The sequence below is a fragment of the Streptomyces virginiae genome (genome assembly GCF_000720455.1).
GTDB lineage: Bacteria > Actinomycetota > Actinomycetes > Streptomycetales > Streptomycetaceae > Streptomyces > Streptomyces virginiae.
This window is the reverse complement of the sequence record NZ_JOAK01000006.1, coordinates 295,785-312,850: the sequence shown is the minus strand read 5'-3', so window position 1 is coordinate 312,850 and position 17,066 is coordinate 295,785. Positions and strand designations below refer to the sequence as shown.

Sequence of the window (17,066 nt, the reverse complement as noted above, 5' to 3'; positions counted from 1 at the left end):
TGTGCGAGTGACGCTCACCGACGATCGACAGTTCCCCGCCGCGCTCGCGGCCGCGATGGCGGTTCCCCTCGACTACGCGGACGGCGCCGGCATCGACTTCGAGCCCTACGGGGCCTTCCTCTCCGCCGAGGACACCACCGACTGGTTCAGGGCGTGGACCGGGAACAACGAACTGGACGGGGACGCCTTCCGCGTCTTCGGCCAGGACGGCACGGGCGGCTACGCGGCGTTCTGGCTGGTCCGGCCGGGCCTGCCGACGGCCGAACAGCCCGTGGTGTTCCTCGGGTCCGAGGGGGAGACGGCCGTCGTGGCACGCGATCTGGGCGACTTCCTGTGGCTGCTGGCCGACGGCTGCGGCCCGTACGAGGCGGCCGCCCCGTACGGCGCCGAATGGACCTCGCGCCCGGACGACGCCCTGACGGCCGTGGCCGAGCGGTTCGCCCCGGACTCGCGCCGTTCGGCGGGCGCCGTGATCGAGCTGGCGGCCGAGGAGTTCCCCGACTTCGAGGGCACCGTCATGGACCTCTGCCGCTGACCCGAACGGCCCCCAATTCACTGGCGCCCCCGGCGTGACCGTGCCATCGTTGCTCTCACCGAAGGGGTGTAGCTCAGCTGGTCAGAGCAACGGTCTCCAAAACCGTAGGCCGCAGGTTCAAATCCTGCCGCCCCTGCCAACCGTTCAGATCACCGCCGTCGGGCCGGGTCCTGTCAGGACCCGGCCCGACGGCGTGCGGCCGCGACCGGTTAAAGTCCGTGCTGTATGCAGCGAGTTGGGGATCCCCCCAAGGAGGACACGGACCATGCAGCCCCGTACGGCGACCACCGCCGACATACCCGAGCTGATCCGGCTCCGGGCGACGGCACTCGACGCGCTCGGCGTCGATCCCGGACCGGCCGACGCGCCCTGGCGGGACATCGCCCGCGGCTGGTTCGCCGAACGCGTCTCGGGGGGCCGCGCCGACTGCACCTGCCTGGTCGTCGGCGGCGGACCGGGCGAGCCCCTGTGCGCCGCGGGCATGGCGTGGGTGACGTACCACCTGCCCGGCCCCCGGTGGCCGGACGGGCGGCGCGGCTACATCGACGGCATGGTCACGGACACGGCGGCCCGCGGGCAGGGGCACGCCGGCCGGATCGTCGCCGGACTGGTGGACTGGCTGAACGCGCTCGGCGTCCACTACGTCCAGCTGCACGCCAGCTCCGCGGGCGAACCCGTATACCGGACCGCGGGCTTCACCGCCGCCCAGTACCCCGGGATGGACCTGATCACCACCCCCTAGGGGGTGGAGCGCGGCGGAGCTACTTCTTGGGCGTCGTCTTGTCCGCCAGGTCTTCCTGGAAGGGCTTCTCGCACGCGGGCCCGGTGTCATCGGCGATGAAGCTGTCCAGGTCCGTCCCGTCCACCCGGCCCTGGGGCTGGTGGATGGTGATGAGGCGCCAACCGCTCTTGTCGAACGCCTTGGTGACCGACTGCCGTTCCTCGTAGCTCCCGCTCTCCTTCCAGCCCCCGTTGACCAGCGTGGCGACCGTGGTGTCGTAGGACTTCCTCGAGTCGGTGACCTTCGCGCCGTCCGACTGCCACCTGACCGTGCAGGACGCGAGGGCCGGCGGGATCTTGTCCGGGGTCCTCTCGGTGAACCCGGCCGCCGTGGCGGCGTCCGCTATCTCCTTCCTCACCACCGCGATGTCCAGGCTGCCGTCCGAAACCGCCTTCGCCGGGGCGGAGCCGCCGGCTGACGGTGCGTCACCGCCATGGCTCCGGGCCGAATCGACCTCACTGCCGCACCCCGCGATCAACAGCACCGCACCGGCGGCCGCGGCCGCCCACCTCACCCTGCGCACTTCGACGCATCCCCCTTCGCGTCCGCGGACCCGTGTCCGCGATCAAGGAAGCAGTCTGCCACCGACCCGCGCCGGCGCGCACTCGCCCCGTGATGCCTCACGGGCGACGTTGCCCGAGGGGGTCGAGGCCGTCGAGGGCGACTTCGCCGTGCCGGAGTCGCTGAAGCCCGCACCGGACGGGGTGCGCGCGACGTTCCTCGTGTCGCGGATGGGCCCGGACGCGGACGTCCTCACCGCAGCCCGGCGGTGGGGCGTGGAGCACGTGGTGCTGGTGTCGTCCCTCACCGTCCAGACCCATCCGCACTTGGGCGCCGCCGACGAGAACCTGACGGTCGAGCGGCTGCTCCAGGACAGCGGCATGGCCTGGACGATCCTGCGCCCGACGCAGTTCGCCTCGAACGCCATGATGTGGACGCCGTCGATGAGATCGGCCGGCAGCAGGCCCGTGCCCGGATGGCCGCGGTCTTCGGGGAGGAGGCCGCGGACGCGGTCCTCGATGTCTCGGGCGGCGACCTCAACGACGGGCTGCTGGCAGTGCGCGACACGGTGTCACGGGTCACCGGCGCCCCGGGCAGGTCGTTGCGGCAGTGGGCCGAGGAGAACGCCCACCTGTTCCGCTGAACCCGGGAGGGGCCGGAAGGTGTGCGGCCCCCACCCCACCTCACGTGCGCGTTCTGGCAGACTGGGGCGCGTAACCAGGCGGTGCAGGACAGGAAACCGGTGCGATTCCGGTGCGGTCCCGCCACTGTGACCGGCTCTCCCCGCGCGGGGAGGCCGGGAGTCAGACACTGACGCACCGCCTCTGCTCCTTCACGTCGACCAGGGGACGCGGATCCCCCGGAGAGGCCCCGCCATGTCGCGTACCCGCGCCGCCCTGCGCGCGTTCACCCCCGTCGCGCTCCTCATATCCCTGGCCGGCTGCGCCGGTTCACCCGGCGACGGGCAGGACGGGGCGGCCGGGGATCCCTCCGCCGCGCCCGGTTTCCCGTACACCGTCACCAACTGCGGTGTGAGCAGCACCTACCAGGCACCGCCCCGTCGCGCGGTCACCATGAACCAGCACGCCACCGAGCTGATGCTCGCACTCGGTCTGGGCGACCGGATCGCCGGCTCCGCCTACCTCGACGACGCCGTACTGCCCGCCTACCGGCCCGCCTACGACAAGATCAAGGTGCTGGCCGAGGAGTACCCCTCCAAGGAGATCCTGCTCGGCGCCGACCCGGACTTCGTCTACGGCGGCTATGCCAGCGCCTTCGACAAGACGCAGGGCCGCGACCGCGAGGGGCTCGCCAAGTCCGGCATCAACTCCCGCCTGAACGTGGAGTACTGCACCGAGGGGACCGTCGGCCTCGACCAGCTGAAGACCGAGATCACCGAAGTCGCGCGGACCTTCGGCGTGCCCGAACGCGGCGCGAAGCTCATCGAGGACGAGCAGCGCCGCATCGACGCCGTGACCACACGCGTCAAGGACCGGCCCCGGCCGACCGTCTTCGCCTACGACTCCGGTGAGGCCTCCGCCTCCACCTCCGGCGGCAACGGCATAGGCAACGAGATCATCTCCCTCTCCGGCGGCACGAACGTCTTCGCCGACCTCAAGGACACCTTCGGCGACGTCGCCTGGGAGAAGGTCATCGAGCGGGGGCCCGAGGTCGTCCTCATCTACGACTACGGCGGCACCACCGTCGAAGCCAAGAAGCAGCGCCTGCTGAACGACCCGGCCCTCGCCGAGGTGCCCGCCGTCAAGAACCGGCGGTTCGTCGTCCTGCCGCTCTCCTCCGTCGTCCTCGGCGTCCGGGTGGCGGACGCCGTGGAGGCACTGGGCGGCCAGCTCCACCCGAACCCCTCGTGAGGCTGCGGACCGGGGCGGTCCTCGCGGTCCTCGCCGCCGCGCTCGCCGTCTCGGCGATCGCGGGCCTGGCGCTGGGCCCCGTACGGATCGCCCCCGACCGGGTCTTCGACATCGTCCTCGGCGGTCTGACGGGCAACCGGCCCACCGGAGCCTTCGCCTCCATCGTGTGGGACGTGCGCATGCCGCGGATCCTGCTCGGCGCGGTCGTGGGGGCCGGGCTCGCCGTGGCGGGCACCGTGCTCCAGGCACTCGTACGCAACCAGCTCGCCGACCCCTTCCTGCTCGGAGCCTCCTCCGGGGCCTCCGCCGGAGCCGTCCTCGTGATCGTCTTCGGTACGGCCGCGGCCGGATTCGGCATGGGCGTGCCGCTGGCCGCCTTCGCAGGGTCCATGGCCGCGCTCGTCGCCGTCTACGCCATGGCCCGCCGCGGCGGCACCATGACCACCGGCCGGCTCATCCTGGCCGGAGTGGCCGTCCAGTACATCCTGTCCGCCTTCACCAGCCTCGTCCTCGTGCTCGCCGCGCACCCCGACCAGATCCGCTCCGTGCTCTTCTGGACCCTCGGCGGCCTCGGCGGGGCACGCTGGGACGAACTGGCCCTGCCCGCCGTCGCGCTGCTCGCCGGCGGCGCCCTGCTCCTCGCCCTCGCCCGGCCGCTCGACCTGCTCCTCGCCGGAGAGGAGGGCGCGCACACCCTGGGCCTGGACACCGGACGCTTCCGCGCCGCCGTGTTCGTCCTCACCTCCCTCGTCATCGGCGTGCTCGTCGCCTGCAGCGGGGCGATCGGCTTCGTCGGACTGATGGTCCCGCACGCCGCACGGATGGTCGTGGGCGCCGGACACCGGGCCCTGCTGCCCGTCGCCGCGCTGGGCGGTGCGGTGTTCCTGATCCTGGCCGACCTGATCGCCCGCACGGCCGCCGCCCCCGAGGAGATACCGGTGGGCGTGGTCACCGCCCTCGTCGGCGGGCCCTTCTTCCTCTGGATGCTGCGCCGCTCCAGCCGTACCGAAGGGGTGACCGGATGACGGGCGGGACCGGACCGGCCCGGCCGGTGGAACTCGCCGTCGAGGGCCTGCGCTACGACACCGACGGGCACACCCTGCTCCACGGGATCGACCTCACCGCCCGGCCCGGCGAGACGGTGGGAGTCGTCGGCCCCAACGGCAGCGGCAAGACCACCCTGCTGCGCTGCGTCTACGGCGCCCTGCGGGCGACCGCCGGCCGGGTGCTGCTGGACGGCGCGGACGCGGCCGCGCTCACCGTCAAGGAACGGGCGCGGCGCGTGGCGGTGGTGCCGCAGGACGCGACCGGCACCTTCGGGCTGACCGTCCGCGAGGTCGTCGCCATGGGCCGCAGCCCGCACAAGCGCTTCTGGGAGCAGGACGGCCCGGACGACGTACGGCGCGTCACCGACGCCCTGGAAACGCTGGGCACCGGCCCCTTCGCGGCCCGCCGCTTCGACGAGCTGTCCGGAGGCGAACGGCAACGCGTCCTGGTGGCCCGCGCCCTCGTCCAGGACCCGGGGCTGCTCGCCCTCGACGAGCCGACCAACCACCTGGACATCCGCTACCAGCTGGAGGTCCTCGGCCTGGTCAGGGCGCTGCCCGCCACCGGTCTGCTCGTCCTGCACGACCTCAACCTGGCCGCCGCCTTCTGCGACCGGCTGTACGTCCTGTCGGGCGGCCGCGCCGTGGCCTCGGGGCCGCCGCGGGAGGTGCTCACCGAGGAGCTGCTGGCCGAGGTGTACGGGGTGCGCGCCCGGGTCGGGATCCACCCCGACACGGGCGCGCCCAACGTCGTCTACCTGCCGGTCGCGGCGGGCTCCTGATAGCCGTAGGGACGCGTGATGATCTCCATCCCGTGCCCCGCTGGGTCCGTGAAGTAGACGCCGCGGCCCCCGTCGTTGTGGTTGATCTCGCCGGGGAGCCTGCCGTGCGGGTCGGCGAAGTACGGCACCCCGGCCGAGCGGATCTTCGCGAACGCCACGTCGAACTCCTCCTCGGAGAGGAGGAAGGCGTAGTGCTGCGGGGTGATGGACCCGGCCGGGACGGTGGCGAAGTCCAGGGTGACGCCGTTGGCGGTGTCGACGGGGATGAAGGGCCCCCACTCGGCCCCGACCTCCAGGCCGAGGACGTGCGCCAGGAACTCGGCGGACTCCCGGTTGTCACGGGAGTGGATGATCGTGTGGTTCAGCTGTACGGACATGGGTGAATGCCTCCGGAAGGCACATCACGGGCACCTCCATGCCTCACCCGGTCGGTGACCGGCACGCGATGCCGTGATCGTGATCCTAGGCAGCCGACCGGGGCGGAGCCAAGCGCTTTGCGCGTGCACGCCGCCCCGGACGCCGTCCGGCCCCGATGTCAGGAACTCCCGTACACCGTCTTGACGTTGTCCTGCGCCGGATGCGACCGGCCGGCCGGGCCCGCCGCGAACACCCGCAGGAGGTTCTCCGTCACCCGGGTGGTCAGTGCCCCGGACCGCGCGTCGAGCCCGTGGTTGCGTCCGCTGCGGCCGTCGCCCGTCGCGTCCAGGGCCTCCACCCACCGCATCGTGCCGGTCGCGAAGACCCCCGCCCCGCTCGGCACCGTGTAGTAGGCGGTGTCCTGGTGACTGGGGCGGCCCTCGCACACCACGGGGGAGTGGGCCAGGATCTCGATCGGCCGGGGCGTCGTGAAACCGGTGTTGACCTTGTCGTACTCCACGCCCACGAGGTGTTCGAAGCGGTCGCCCGCCTTCGCGCCGGTGCCCTCGAACAGCCAGTGGCCGGGGTTGGTCACCACGTACGGGGCGTCCACCGGATAGCCGTCGTAGATCACGCCGAGCAGGGAGCTCTCCGGGTCGGCACCGGGAGCCGAGCGGAAGTCCACCGTCGCGGGATGGCCCCGCTTGAAGCCCGGGTCCTGGCCGTAGGAGGACTTGTAGCAGACCAGCGTACGGTCCGGCCCCAGCTCGGAGGCCTCCAGCCGGATCCGGCGGAAGCAGCAGTTCGCGCCCAGGATCGCGATGTTCGTGCCGGCGTCGCGGGCGGCCGTGAAGTGGGCGCGCTGCTCCGGCGACCAGTACTCGTCGTGCCCGAGCGAGAGCACCGCGGCGGCTCCCTCCAGCAGCCGCTTCTCCCGCGCCACGTCCGTGGTGGTCGCGTAGGCGAGGGGTGTGCCGAGCCGTTCGGCCAGGGCGATCAGAGGGGCCTCGTACACCAGGAACAGGCCCGCGCCGTCGTCGTACTCGTACGGCCGGTCGAAGGAGACGGAGAGGGAGCGCGAGGCGAAGCCGCCGCCGGGTCCGTCGTAACTGCCGTAGCCGCCCCAGCGATTGTAGGCCTGCCAGGTGGCGACGGCGTTGACCACGACCGTACGTCCGGTCGTCGCCGCCGACCGGACGGTGACCGGCACGAAACGCTGGCCGCCCTCGCCGCCCTGCGCGTCGAGGCGCAGCAGGTAGCTGCCCTCCGGCCAGTCCTTCGTCTCGACCGTGGTGGTGCGGGCCCACCGGGTGCGGACCATCCGGGTGTCGGAGTCGACGGTGTGCTCCGGCTGTCGTACCCCGGGCAGGGCCTCCGAACGCCACACCAGCCGGGCGCGGGCACCGCCGTACCAGCCCATCCGGTAGGCGGAGACGGTGAACCGGGGCGCGGTCGTCGACACGTACAGCCCGAAGGACTCGCCGGGGAGCACGCTGACCTTGTCGGCGAAACCCTCGACGGCGCGGGCCGGACCGGCCTTCGTCACGGCCCAGTCGGCATGGCCCGGGCGGGCGTTCTCGGCCTTGACGTCGAGGCCGTGGCCTCCGGCCGCCGGCGCCGGGGACCCGTTCGTCCCGTCGGCGCGGCGGTCGCCGTCGTCCCCGTCCCCCTGCGCGCAGCCGGCCACCGCCCCGAGTCCCGCGGCCGTCGCGGCGCCCGTGGCCATCGCGAGGAACCGCCGCCTGCCCGCGCCGTCGCCGTCCCCGGGCGGCCCGGCTATGTGCTCCTGATCCATGAGGGGCACGCTATGTCACGCTTCGAGCCCGGCTTCCACCGCCCCGACCCCCTGCTGACCTGGGGATGTGCTGCCGGCTGGGGCCGGGGCGGCGGAGCGGGGCGCCGGTGCCGGGCCGGCCCGACACCCGCCCGGGACTACCCGAGGGGCAGTACCAGGTGGGCCGCGGCGTCGTCGGCCGAGGTGATCGTGGTGGTGCTGCCGTCGGTGTTGGCGTCGGAGTAGAGCCGGTCCTGGCTGTTCACGACCAGCATGAGCCGGTGGTTCGGGGCGAGGTCGTAGCCGGCGGCCTGGAGCGGCCAGATGACCACGCGGTCCTCACCGGGGGAGAGCTCCCGCACGGTGAAGGGCTCGTGCGTGATGATGCGGGCCGTGTCGTCGGGGCCGACGTCGAACAGGTAGGCCACGAGGGTCGTGGCGGCGGCGGAGCTGCGGACGCTCAGGGTGAGCCGGGGCACGCCCCGGATGCGGCGGGCCGTCTGGAGCGGGCCGCTCGTCCACACGGCGAGGTGCCCGCGGTCGAAGGTGCCGGTGGAGTACGACTTGGGGTTGCCGTTCCATTCCGCCTGGCCCGTCGTGATGACGGCGTCCACCGCGGTGGCGGAGGTGAGCTGCCCCGCGGTGAACTCCCTCTTCCAGCCCGTCTCCGGCGCGGTGCCGAGGCCGCCGTCGCGGCGGTCCGTCGCGCCTGCGGTGAGGTACCAGCGTTCGGTGGAGGTGGTGACGTCCGCCCAGGACTGCGCTCCCTCGCGGACCGCCGGTTCGGTGATGACGTCCTGCCCGGCCTCGGGGTCGGGCTTGGTCTTGTACGTGAACATGATCTGGCTACTGACCGGCTTCCACCCGGGAACGTCGTTCTGGGCCCCGAGGACGTGGTGGTCGAGCCAGGCGAAGGCCTCCTCGACGGGCAGGTTCGGCCCGCTGAAGGGGATGGTGAGGCCGGCGCCCTCCGGCGCGGCGTGGTCGCCGATCCAGAGGTTGAGCCGCTTGGGGACCGACAGCCGCTCGAAGTGGTCGATGGTCTGGTTGGCCGGGAACAGCGTCTCGTGCCAGGTGTTGGAGAAGAACGTGGGAACGCCGCGTGCGTCGGTCCGGTCGGCGTACGACGAAGGAGAGCGCTCCTTGCCCCACTCCACCACCTTGTCGAGGTTCTCGCCGGCCATGAAGTCCTTCAGGATCTGCTGGGTGGCCGGATCGAACTTCCGCTCGATCGGGCCTCCGGTGAAGTCGATCAGCTTCTGGACCGCCTCCAGGTGCCTGGTGTCGTGCTGGTAGAGGCTGTCGGCCAGGTCGCCCCACGTGCTCAGGGCGACGACCGCCGCCACGCGGTTCGCCGGGTCGTGCGCCGCGACCAGCTGGCTGATGCCCGACCCGTAGGACTCGCCGAGGAAGGCGACCTTGCTCGGGTTGAAGTGCGCTTGCGCGTAGTCGATGACGGTGGAGCCGTCGGCCCGGTCCAGGGGGCCGGCCACGTCGATCGTGCCCCCGGAGGTCCAGGGCGCGTCGATGAAGGCGCCGCCCTGGACGGGGAAGGTGAGGCCGATGCCGCGAGGGGTGTAGGCGAGTACGTGGTACCCGCGCAGCGCCAGCTGGAGGTACGCGTACTCGAAGATGATCCAGCCGAAGGGCGTCCAGCCCGCCGGCACGATCACCACGGGGCGGGGCTCCGAGGTGGTGAGCTTGATCGTGTGCGCCGACAGCTTCACCCCGTCGTCGGCGGTGATGCGGGGGAAGCCGAAGGTCGCCTTCTGCCGGACCTGTTCCGTGAGCTCCTGGAGTTCGGGGGTGAGCAGCGGCGTCTCGGCCGTGCCGTTCAGCGTGGCGACCAGGGCCTCGGCGACGTTGACGGCGGCGGGGTCGATGGCGGTGGCCGAGCTGTAGATGCCGTGTCCGGCGATCCGGTTCAACTGTGTCGCGGTGACGGGGATGATCGGGTTGTCGTCCTGCGAGTGGCTCACGGAGCGGTCCTCTCGAAATCGCCGACCGGGCGTGCCGGCCGGTGCCGTGGGGGGCACCCGTTCTAGCCCGGCCGGATCACCCCATGGCGCATATCAGGACATTCATGCTGTTGGCGCCATTCGGTGGGCTTCACCCGTCCAGACGGTTTGAACGCGCCAGGCCCTCCCGGGCCGCAGGGAATGATCAATGTCCGCCGTCGGGTGGTCGGACGCGGTCCCCGAGGGGCCGGGAGTGATCGACTTGATCCGGCCCCAGTTGTGCCGCAGAACGGGGGAGAGGGCCTGCCGCGGCGCACTCGGGCGTTCTAGGCTGACCCTTTGTCGTTTCCGAACATCAACCGGTCACGGTGGAGCGCGAGATGGCGCACTGCGGCGTAGATGAACGATTCCGCACAGGCGGGCCGACTCAGTGAAGTACGCCTTCTCCACGCTCGGTCTGCCCGGCGCACCACTCGCCCGCAGCGCCGCCCTGGCGGCGGCGCACGGCTTCCACGGCCTCGAAGTCCGCGCCCACCCCGAGGAACCCCTGCACCCCGGCAGCACCGCCGCCGAGCGCGCCGCCGCCCGGCGGACCCTCGCCTCGGCGGGTGTCGCCGTCCTCGGCGTCGCCGGCTACACGAGGGTCGCGGCCGCGGGTGCGGACGAGCCGGTCCTCGCCGAACTCCGCGCCCTGGTACGGCTCGCCGCGGACCTGGAGGCGCCCTGCGTGCGGGTCTTCCCGGGCGGCGCAGGCCTGCCCGCGGCGGCCGCCGACGCCCACGCCGTACGCCGGCTGTCGGCCGGGGCCGCGTTCGCCGGGCGGCACGGTGTGCGCATCCTGCTGGAGACCCACGACTCCCACCGCACCGGCGCCGCGGTCGCCCGGGTCCTCGACCGGGTCGCGCATCCCGCCGCCGGCGCGCTCTGGGACGTACTGCACACCTGGCTGGGCGGGGAGCCCCCGGTCGCGTCACGGCACGCGCTGGCCCCGCACCTGGGCTATGTACAGGTGAAGGACGTGCCGTCCGCGCGCGAGCTCACGCCGGTCGGACTGGGCGCCGGAGTGCTGCCCCTCGCCGAGGCCGTGGCGGCGGCCCCGCAGGACGGCTGGCTCTGCTGGGAGTACGAGAAGCGCTGGTATCCCGCCGCCGCCGAGCTGCCGGGCGGGCTCGCACGGGGCCGGGCGTACCTGGAGCGGCTGGTGGCGACGGTCCGTTGACGGCCCGCTCGACACCTTCCTATATTCGGCGGCGTCCGGCGTCCGGCGTCCGGCGTTTGGCGTTCCGCCCCGCCCCACGGCACCACGACCCGTCCGGGAGTCAGCGCATGCTCACCTACGACCAGGACGGCTTCCGGCGCGCGGACCGCCCCCACCGGATCGTCTCGGGGGCCCTGCACTACTTCCGCGTCCACCCCGACCTGTGGGAGGACCGGCTCACCCGCCTGCGGGCCCTGGGCGCGAACACCGTGGACACCTACGTCCCCTGGAACTTCCACGAAACCGCTCCCGGCAAGGCCGACTTCACCGGCTGGCGCGACCTCGGCCGCTTCCTGCGCACCGCCCGGGACCTCGGCCTCGACGCCATCGTCCGCCCCGGACCGTACATCTGCGCCGAATGGGACTTCGGCGGTCTGCCCGCCCGCCTCCTCGCCGTCGACGGCCTCCACCTGCGCTGCTCCGATCCGCGGTTCCAGGCCGAGGTCGACGGCTGGTTCGACCTGGTCGTCCCCGAGCTGCTGCCGCTGCTCGCGAGCCGCGGCGGGCCCGTCGTCGCCGTGCAGGTGGAGAACGAGTACGGCTCGTACGGGAACGACACCCGCTACCGCGCCCACGTGGAGCGCGCCCTCGCCGAACGCGGCGTGGACTGCATGCTGTTCACCGCCGACGGACCCGAGGACGCCATGCTCCAGGGCGGCACGGTCCCCGGCAGGCTCGCGACCGCCACCTTCGGCGCCCGGCCCGCCGAGCGCCTCGAGACCCTGCGCCGCTACCAGCCGACCGGCCCGCTGGCCGCCATGGAGTTCTGGATCGGCTGGTTCGACCACTGGGGCGAGGACCACCACCTCCGCGCCGTCGACGAGGCCGCCGCGTCACTGGACGAACTCCTCGCCACCGGCGCCTCCGTCAACCTCTACATGGCCCACGGCGGTACCAACTTCGGCTTCTGGGCCGGAGCCAACCACTCCGGGACGCGCCCCGCGGACCCCGGCTACCAGCCCACCGTCACCAGCTACGACTACGACGCACCCATCGGCGAGGCCGGCGAACTCACCCCCAAGTTCCACGCCTTCCGCGAGGTCATCGGCAGGTACGTGCCGCTGCCCGACGCACCCCCGCCCGGGCCGCTGCCCCGGATCACCCCCGCCCTCGCCACCCCCGCGGGCAGCGCCGACCTGCTCGACCACCTCGACCTGCTCTGCGGCGGCCCCGCCGTGCTGCGCCCCGCCCCCGAGCCCATGGAGCGGCTCGGACAGAGCCACGGCCTGATCCACTACCGCACCACCGTCACCGGCCCGCGGCCCGCCATGCCCGTCCGCATCGACGGACTCGGCGACCGCGCCTACGTCTTCGCCGACGGCGTGCCCCTCGGCGTCCTCGACCGCAACGCCCCCGACGAGGGCCTCGACCTGCCGGTCGGCGATGCGGGAGTCGTCCTCGACGTACTCGTCCGGGCCCAGGGCCGGGTGAACTACGGACCGCTCCTCGACGACCGCAAGGGCATCTGGCGCGGCGTCCGCCACGGCCACCAGCAGCTCTTCGAGTGGGAGATCCGACCGCTGCCGCTCACCGACCTGAGCGGACTCGACTGGTCCGTGCGCCCCCACCCGACGGGGCCCGGCGGGCGGCCCGCCTTCCACCGCTTCACCCACACGGCCGCGCACGGCCCGGCCGACGGCTTCGTCGACATGTCCGGATGGGGGACCGGTCTGCTCTGGCTGAACGGCTTCCTCCTCGGCCACTACGACACCCCGCGCGGCCCCCAGCGCACCCTCTACGCCCCCGGACCCCTGTGGCGGGAGGGCGAGAACGAGATCGTGGTCCTCGAACTGGAGCGCCCCGGCAGCCGGCTCCCCCTGCGCGACCACCCGGACCTGGGCCGCACCACGGTCGTCACCCTCCGGTGAACGGTCCGGAGGACCGCGGCCGGTCAGGGAACGGTGCGCTCGACGGTGGAGAACACCCTCACCAGGGCGGGTGACGCGGGGGCCGACGCGAAGCCGAAGCGGACGGGCGGGACGACGGGAGCCGGCGCGCCGAGGTCGGTCCCGTCGAAGGAGGCCCGGGCGGCGGTGATCGGCCACAGGCCGACTGCCGCGTACCACTGGCGGCATCCGGGGCGGGAGCTGCCCCGGGTCCGTACGCCGGCCATCAGACGGGCGGGCACGTCGGTCACGGCCGCCCACAAGGGCCGTCGGGCGAGCGGCCGGGGGACGGCCCGCAGGACCAGACCGAGGACTCCCTGCCGCCCGACCCGGAAGCGCAGGTCCACAGGGCCCGCCGTGACGTTCCACGTGCCGCCGCCGATCCGTACGCTCACCGGCTCCGTCCGGACCTCGTCGAAGTGATAGACGCCGGCGATGTACCGGGCCGTGCGGGCGGTGGGTGCGATCAGCGTGCGCCGGCCGTCGGCGCGCTCCAGCATCACGTCACTGAAGGGTCCGAAGGGCGAGCGCGGCCAGTGGCCCACGACCACGCGCGTGCCCGAGCCCGTGCCCACGGCGGCGATCCAGCCGTCGAACGTCAGCCGTTCGCATCCCACGCCCCACGCGTACCCCGCGACACGGCCCCGCACACCGGAGCTGCTGCATACGGTGTGCGCGGTGGTTCACAGCCGGCCGCGAAGCCAGGACCCGTCAGCTCGCGGGCCCTCAGTGGGCCCGCGTCGCCCTCCGGTCCTCGCAGGCTGGATGCCCGGTGGTGTCGCGCACGGCAAAGATGAACGCGGCGACGGGGTCCGGTACGGCCGGGACTCCGGAGCGCTGGATCCGGTAACCGTCGGCTTCGACGCCGTGGACGGTGAGCTGTCGCTGCAGCCCTTCCTGAGGCTGGTCCACCGTGCCGGCCCTCCGCCGATACCGCAGCGCGTCGGCCCCCGCGGCGATGACTTCGGCGAGCTGGTTGGCGAAGGCCGCGTTGCACCCTCCGAGCCGGACGAAGCCGTGGCCTGCCACCGGCCCGTCGTTGCTGAGGGAAGGGAGGGTCAGGTCTGCGAGCGCGAGCGCCGCCTGGAGGTTGGTGACGGCATCCACGCCGGCCTGGTAGGCGGTGTCCTGGCGCCGCTTGTACTGGACTCGCTCTGCGTGGGTCAATTCGTACATGTTGCTGACCTTTCGTGATGGGAGTGGCGTGGAGTGGTGCGGAGGGGAGGCGCCGGAGCGCGTTGTGCCTTCGGTTCAGCGGGGTGCGGCCTTCCGCCCGGCGCGCCGGCCCCGGACGGGCTCGCGAGGGGGCACGGGCGGGTAGACCGTCGGACTGAGTCTGCGTGCGGCCCGTGACCATCGCTTTCGATCTTCGTTTCAAAGGTGCAGGCGAACACCCCTTTGATGCGTGGGAAGGACCGGGTTGGCAAGGGAGTTGGCGGCTGCTACCGCCTTGGCTCTTCGCGGTCGCCCCTGCGTCGCAGTTGACACCGCCGCACGCGTGGGGCCGTCATGCGCCGTACCTGAATCTGTGACCGCCGGACGGGGAGCGGGCAGCCCTCTTTCCTGCCATGAGGTAGCCGGGTGGGACGCCGGCCGGGCCGCGCCCGCCGGTGGTCGTCCGGCCGAGCACGGAGGCGGGCGGGTTCCGGTGCCGTGGCGAGGCATGGCGCGGGGGCCGTGTGAGGGTGATCTGGCGGACCAGCTGCTGGAAGCAGGCCAGCGCGGCGACGGCGGGAAGGGCCGACGACGTTCCGGCAGCGAGCGTTCTGGGTGCCTGGGCAACGCACAGAAGGGTGGCCAGGGTGGAGAACAGCAGGACGATGGCCCAGGAATGCAGGGCGCGGCGCTGGTGCAGTGCGGATCTGAGGATGGAGAGGGAAGCGACCATCCAAGGGCCGTAGATCAGCAGCGGCCACCAGCCGACCACTTCGCGGGCCGTGTGGAGTCCGGCGCTGTGGCGCAGGGTTTCGCAGATGGCCAGGCCGCTGAGGATGCTCACCACGGCGGCGATGACGGCGACCAGCACGGCGGTGAACAGGCTGCCCGTGCGCAGCAGGGTCACGACCGGCCGCTTGGACTGGTTCCGGCGGTGCCCCCTGGAGGTCTGCCCGGACGGCCGGTCGACGGGGCTGTGCTTCAGCCCGGCGACGAGGCCCATGGCGCTGACCGTGTCGGCCGCGGTGTCGAAGCCGACGCCTGCGAAGGGCTCCGGTTGCCGGGGCGCAGCGCTCTCCTGGAGGAGGACGGCGAGTTCTTCCACCGGATCCCACGGCCGGTCCGGCTCTCCGGGCCCGCCGAACGCCTGTCCTGGGGAGTGGCGCTGCACATGGTCCGGCTGACGCCAGAAGGCGGTGTCGTCCGGGTGGGGGTGGGGGGCGTGGACGTCCGGCGGTCCGTACGGCTCAAACACAGGAGCTGCCGCCTGCACGCCGGTCGCCGGGCATCGTGAACCGGTCGATGTTCCCCGACCGCCGGTCAAAGTCGATCTGGATCATGCTCATCGTATGGAGGAAGTCCTCAAAGACCGAGGACGAGTAACTCAGGTCGACCGCCAGGCTCTCGTGTTCCAGCGTGGCGTTCCCGGTCCCGCTGCAATCGGATGGACGCGGAGTGAAAGTCCACTTTCCGATCTGAGTGGGCCCGTCCTGGGAGCTGCCTCCCTGTCCGTCTCCTTCCCCAGGCCCGCGGAAGGAGATGGAAGGCTTTGCTTTTGTCATATGCCGTAAACGCCGTTGATGTTGGTCCGGGTATGGGCCAATCGGGTGGTGATGGCGGATGAATGGGTGTTCCCTGCCGCTTATCGTTTCTGCAAATAGAGCAAGGGGAGCGGTTATGCCCTGCCGCGCCCCGGTTCAAGGGGTCGGGGAACAGCGGGCCGAAGCGGATCCGGATGTGGCGACCCCCCGCCGCCGCGTGAGCGCGATGGTCGGCCCCGGGGGCTGCTGAGGCGGCAGTCGTCCACCGCTTGCGCCACCCCGGCATCGACCGACCATCATCAAAGAAGCTGAGATGCCAAAGCCTGCGGATTGCTGCGCATGGCTGCAATCAGAGGTGGGGGCGCAACTCTGCATATGCCTCTGCGTTATGCCCGGCGATCGCGGGGCTCTGATCGTGTGGGCCCTGCAACCGTCAGCCTTCGAAAGGACCGGCTATGGGGAACGTTCTCCTGTGGATCGTGCTGATCTCGACCGCACTGGGCACAGGTTGCACCGCCTTGACGTCATCAGGGACTGGCCGCCTGTGGCGCGTGGACGCACTTGAGCTGCGGCGCCAGCAACGCTTCAAGCACGTCCTGTCCTGCCACGTGGACGCTGTCCGGCTGTCTCCCCGGCGGGCTTCGGCGCCGGTGCGACGGGGAGAGAGGAGTGCCGGCGCCGCGCCCTTCCTGGCGGCTGACCCGCTCCGGGACGGCGAGGAGGCGGTCGGCCACTCTTCGCGGAAGGCCTCCACGCCGACGTCCCTCCACACCGTCGGCTGACACCACTCGCTCCACGACTTCGTCATTGCGGCGCCCGGCGCCCGGGATGCGGGCGGGTGTCGCTGAATTCCTTAAAAACCCCGGCAATCCACACGCGGCGGCCCGTCGTCTAAAAACCCCGGCAATCTGTACATTGCTGGCTTTCGTCGCGATATTGAGTTCGTGTCAATGTGCTGCGGCTTGCCCAGTTTCTGTTCGACAGATCTCAGTTCTGCATGCCCGGGCGAATTCGAGAAGCGTCAAGAATAAAAAAAGTATCATCTGTGCGGAGATCTCTGGTCCGAAATTCGCAAGGGGCTGCCACCCTTCCCCGGAGCGCCTCCCTGGCGGCAGGGTCGGCACTTGCGCCCCGCCCGATCGGGGAGGGGAGCGTTTCGCAACGGCCGACGATGCCGGAGGTCATGGGGTCATATGAATTTTCCACGAGAAAGGGGCGCGTGAGCATGGCGCCTTACGGTGACCGATCCGGTCCCGGGCCGAAGTCGACCGCCCTGCGCGGTGTCCTGCCTGCAGCGGTACGGGTCGGGAACACGGTGAGGGCGGCGCTGATGCGGGTGGTACGCCGCTTCGCCCAAGGGGGCGGGGCTGGGCGCACCGCCTCGATCCGGACGAAAATATGCTCGGAGCGGGTGCGTGCGGATGAATACAGGGCGGGTTTCTCCCTGCCCTCGCCGCGTGAAGCGAGCGCCGCGAGCGACCTCCACGAATGTCCGTGGTGCCTCTCCCTCGGAAATCCCGGTGTCGACGGCCGGGCCGACCTGGACGGGCCCTGACGGTGACGGTGCCCGAGGGGGGCCTTGTGGTGCACCGGGTCGAGTACGAGGCGCTGCCGACGTTCG

14 protein-coding genes, 1 tRNA gene, 1 pseudogene and 1 riboswitch are annotated in these 17,066 nt (G+C 72.0%); of the genes and pseudogenes, 9 read left to right on the top strand and 7 right to left on the bottom strand.

All coding sequences use genetic code 11. From position 1 onward, the window contains the following. Nucleotides 1-7 precede the first annotated feature (7 nt). From IG86_RS0113475 to IG86_RS38700, 3 genes are all read left to right on the top strand, one after another. The gene (locus tag IG86_RS0113475; RefSeq protein WP_030820177.1) at nucleotides 8-535 is read left to right on the top strand and encodes a hypothetical protein; all 528 of its coding nucleotides are present in this window, start codon (nucleotides 8-10) and stop codon (nucleotides 533-535) included. 62 nt (nucleotides 536-597) lie between these two features. Then, a tRNA-Trp gene (locus tag IG86_RS0113470) sits at nucleotides 598-674 on the top strand. A gap of 126 nt (nucleotides 675-800) precedes the next feature. Beyond that, the gene (locus IG86_RS38700; protein ID WP_037942351.1) at nucleotides 801-1,277 is read left to right on the top strand and encodes a GNAT family N-acetyltransferase; all 477 of its coding nucleotides are present in this window, start codon (nucleotides 801-803) and stop codon (nucleotides 1,275-1,277) included. A 19-nt stretch (nucleotides 1,278-1,296) separates the two neighbouring features. Here IG86_RS38700 and IG86_RS0113460 read toward each other — a convergent pair whose 3' ends face one another. Then, on the bottom strand, nucleotides 1,297-1,839 hold the full coding sequence (locus tag IG86_RS0113460; protein ID WP_063761518.1) for a hypothetical protein: 543 nt from the start codon (nucleotides 1,837-1,839) through the stop codon (nucleotides 1,297-1,299). 55 nt (nucleotides 1,840-1,894) lie between these two features. On the opposite strand from IG86_RS0113460, the pseudogene IG86_RS41160 reads away from it, so the two are divergent. The 4 genes and pseudogenes from IG86_RS41160 to IG86_RS0113440 all read left to right on the top strand — a co-directional run bounded on the left by IG86_RS41160 (nucleotide 1,895) and on the right by IG86_RS0113440 (nucleotide 5,516). Next, a pseudogene (locus tag IG86_RS41160) lies at nucleotides 1,895-2,460 on the top strand (SDR family oxidoreductase). Between the two features lie 51 nt (nucleotides 2,461-2,511). Then, nucleotides 2,512-2,650: riboswitch (cobalamin riboswitch) on the top strand. 42 nt (nucleotides 2,651-2,692) lie between these two features. After that, a complete protein-coding gene (locus IG86_RS0113450) occupies nucleotides 2,693-3,688 on the top strand; it encodes an ABC transporter substrate-binding protein (protein WP_030820172.1) in 996 nt (331 codons plus the stop codon). Then, a complete protein-coding gene (locus IG86_RS0113445) occupies nucleotides 3,685-4,713 on the top strand; it encodes a FecCD family ABC transporter permease (RefSeq protein WP_030896947.1) in 1,029 nt (342 codons plus the stop codon). The genes IG86_RS0113450 and IG86_RS0113445 overlap by 4 nt, the downstream gene beginning before the upstream one ends. Beyond that, nucleotides 4,710-5,516, top strand: coding sequence for an ABC transporter ATP-binding protein (locus IG86_RS0113440; protein WP_051785143.1), 807 nt, complete (start codon nucleotides 4,710-4,712; stop codon nucleotides 5,514-5,516). The genes IG86_RS0113445 and IG86_RS0113440 overlap by 4 nt, the downstream gene beginning before the upstream one ends. On the opposite strand, the gene IG86_RS0113435 is transcribed toward IG86_RS0113440, so the two are convergent. From IG86_RS0113435 to IG86_RS0113425, 3 genes are all read right to left on the bottom strand, one after another. Then, complete coding sequence (locus IG86_RS0113435; RefSeq protein WP_030820166.1) at nucleotides 5,489-5,893, bottom strand: VOC family protein; 405 nt, start codon at nucleotides 5,891-5,893, stop codon at nucleotides 5,489-5,491. The two genes, IG86_RS0113440 and IG86_RS0113435, sit on opposite strands and share 28 nt — an antisense overlap. Before the next feature lie 158 nt (nucleotides 5,894-6,051). After that, nucleotides 6,052-7,668 carry a N,N-dimethylformamidase beta subunit family domain-containing protein gene (locus IG86_RS0113430; protein ID WP_030896943.1) on the bottom strand — a complete coding sequence of 539 codons (1,617 nt, stop codon included), beginning with the start codon at nucleotides 7,666-7,668 and terminating at the stop codon, nucleotides 6,052-6,054. Nucleotides 7,669-7,805: 137 nt separating this feature from the next. Next, nucleotides 7,806-9,626 (bottom strand): alpha/beta fold hydrolase, encoded by a 1,821-nt coding sequence (locus tag IG86_RS0113425; protein ID WP_030820162.1) that lies wholly within the window; start codon nucleotides 9,624-9,626, stop codon nucleotides 7,806-7,808. Between the two features lie 409 nt (nucleotides 9,627-10,035). Between IG86_RS0113425 and IG86_RS0113420 the strand changes: the two genes are divergently transcribed. Both IG86_RS0113420 and IG86_RS0113415 read left to right on the top strand, forming a co-directional pair. Then, on the top strand, nucleotides 10,036-10,824 hold the full coding sequence (locus tag IG86_RS0113420) for a sugar phosphate isomerase/epimerase family protein (protein ID WP_030896942.1): 789 nt from the start codon (nucleotides 10,036-10,038) through the stop codon (nucleotides 10,822-10,824). Between the two features lie 107 nt (nucleotides 10,825-10,931). Then, the gene (locus IG86_RS0113415) at nucleotides 10,932-12,731 is read left to right on the top strand and encodes a glycoside hydrolase family 35 protein (RefSeq protein ID WP_030896941.1); all 1,800 of its coding nucleotides are present in this window, start codon (nucleotides 10,932-10,934) and stop codon (nucleotides 12,729-12,731) included. Between the two features lie 23 nt (nucleotides 12,732-12,754). On the opposite strand, the gene IG86_RS0113410 is transcribed toward IG86_RS0113415, so the two are convergent. From IG86_RS0113410 to IG86_RS0113400, 3 genes are all read right to left on the bottom strand, one after another. Then, nucleotides 12,755-13,366, bottom strand: coding sequence for a hypothetical protein (locus IG86_RS0113410; RefSeq protein ID WP_030896939.1), 612 nt, complete (start codon nucleotides 13,364-13,366; stop codon nucleotides 12,755-12,757). Nucleotides 13,367-13,475: 109 nt separating this feature from the next. Further along, nucleotides 13,476-13,925, bottom strand: coding sequence for a hypothetical protein (locus tag IG86_RS44315; RefSeq protein WP_107051843.1), 450 nt, complete (start codon nucleotides 13,923-13,925; stop codon nucleotides 13,476-13,478). 331 nt (nucleotides 13,926-14,256) lie between these two features. Continuing rightward, nucleotides 14,257-15,159, bottom strand: a complete 903-nt coding sequence (locus tag IG86_RS0113400; RefSeq protein ID WP_157854820.1) for a hypothetical protein — start codon at nucleotides 15,157-15,159, stop codon at nucleotides 14,257-14,259. Nucleotides 15,160-17,066 lie beyond the last annotated feature (1,907 nt).